Source organism: Roseomonas chloroacetimidivorans (assembly GCF_049629625.1).
Lineage (GTDB): Bacteria > Pseudomonadota > Alphaproteobacteria > Acetobacterales > Acetobacteraceae > Roseomonas > Roseomonas chloroacetimidivorans.
Map to the genome: position 1 here is coordinate 1 of NZ_JBNBZS010000289.1, position 1120 is coordinate 1120.

1 protein-coding gene is annotated in these 1120 nt (G+C 63.1%); it reads left to right on the forward strand.

The window, feature by feature from the left end:
- Positions 1–42: 42 nt before the first annotated feature.
- Positions 43–1120 (forward strand): IS3 family transposase gene (locus ACO1BU_RS37505; RefSeq protein ID WP_424140925.1). Its coding sequence is split into 2 segments (ribosomal slippage), with 1079 coding nucleotides annotated over them: positions 43–313 and positions 313–1120; the frame shifts between segments, so codons are not numbered across the junction. This gene is flagged as partial in the annotation.

Genomic DNA, 1120 nt, shown 5'->3' on the forward strand with positions numbered 1-1120 from the left:
TGGAGAGCGCTCAGGTAAGGTCATGAGGACCTGGAGGGCGCGATGGGAGATCCACGGCAGCGAGGCTGGACGGAGGAGTTCAAGCGGGAGGCGGTCCGGCTGCTGTCTACGAGCGGGCGGACGGTGGGCGAAGTGGCGGCCGACCTCGGGGTGGGCAAGTCGACGCTGACCCACTGGCGACGACGCTTGCAGGAAACGGAGCTACTGGCCGGCCCCCATCCGGATGTGGAGAAGGAGCTGGCGCGGCTACGGCGGGAGAACGAGATCCTGCGGCAGGAGCGGGATCTGCTAAAACAAGCAACCGCCTTCTTCGCCAGGGAGACAAGTCGATGAAGTTCCGGCTCGTCGATGCGGAGAAGGCGACGGCACCGATACCACGTCTGTGCAGTATTCTGGGTGTGAGTGTGAGCGGGTACTATGCCTGGAGGGGCAGGATAGCCAGCCGGCGCCAGCGGGAGGACCTGGTCTTCCTGGCTCATATTCGCGGTCACTTCGCCTGTTCCAACGAGACCTACGGCAGTCCACGCATGCATGCCGAGCTGAAGGCCCAGGGTCTCTTGATCGGCCGCCACCGGGTGGCCCGACTGATGCGCGACAACGGTTTGAAGGCGCTGCAGAAGCGGCGGTTCAAGCGCACCACCGACAGCCAGCACACCAACCCGGTCGCCCCGAACCTGCTGGATCAAGACTTCACGACCACGGGGCCGAACCAGAAGTGGGGTAGCGACATCTCGTATATCTGGACAGCAGAGGGCTGGCTCTACCTGGCCATCGTGGTTGACCTGTACTCGCGCCGGATCGTTGGCTGGGCCGCGGGCGATCGGCTGAAAAAGGAACTGCCCATGGCGGCCCTGCAAAGAGCCCTGGTGTTGCGCAGACCGCCACCGGGCCTGGTGCAGCATTCCGATCGAGGTAGCCAATACTGCTCGGGCGCGTACCAAAAGATGCTGCGCGATGCAGACATCGCCATCTCGATGAGTGGCAGGGGAAACTGCTTCGACAACTCCATGGTCGAAACCGTCTTCAAGACCCTCAAAACGGAGATGGTCTGGCGAACCACCTTCCTCTCACGCCAGCAGGCCGAACTCGCCCTTGGCCGCTACATCGACGGTTTCTACAA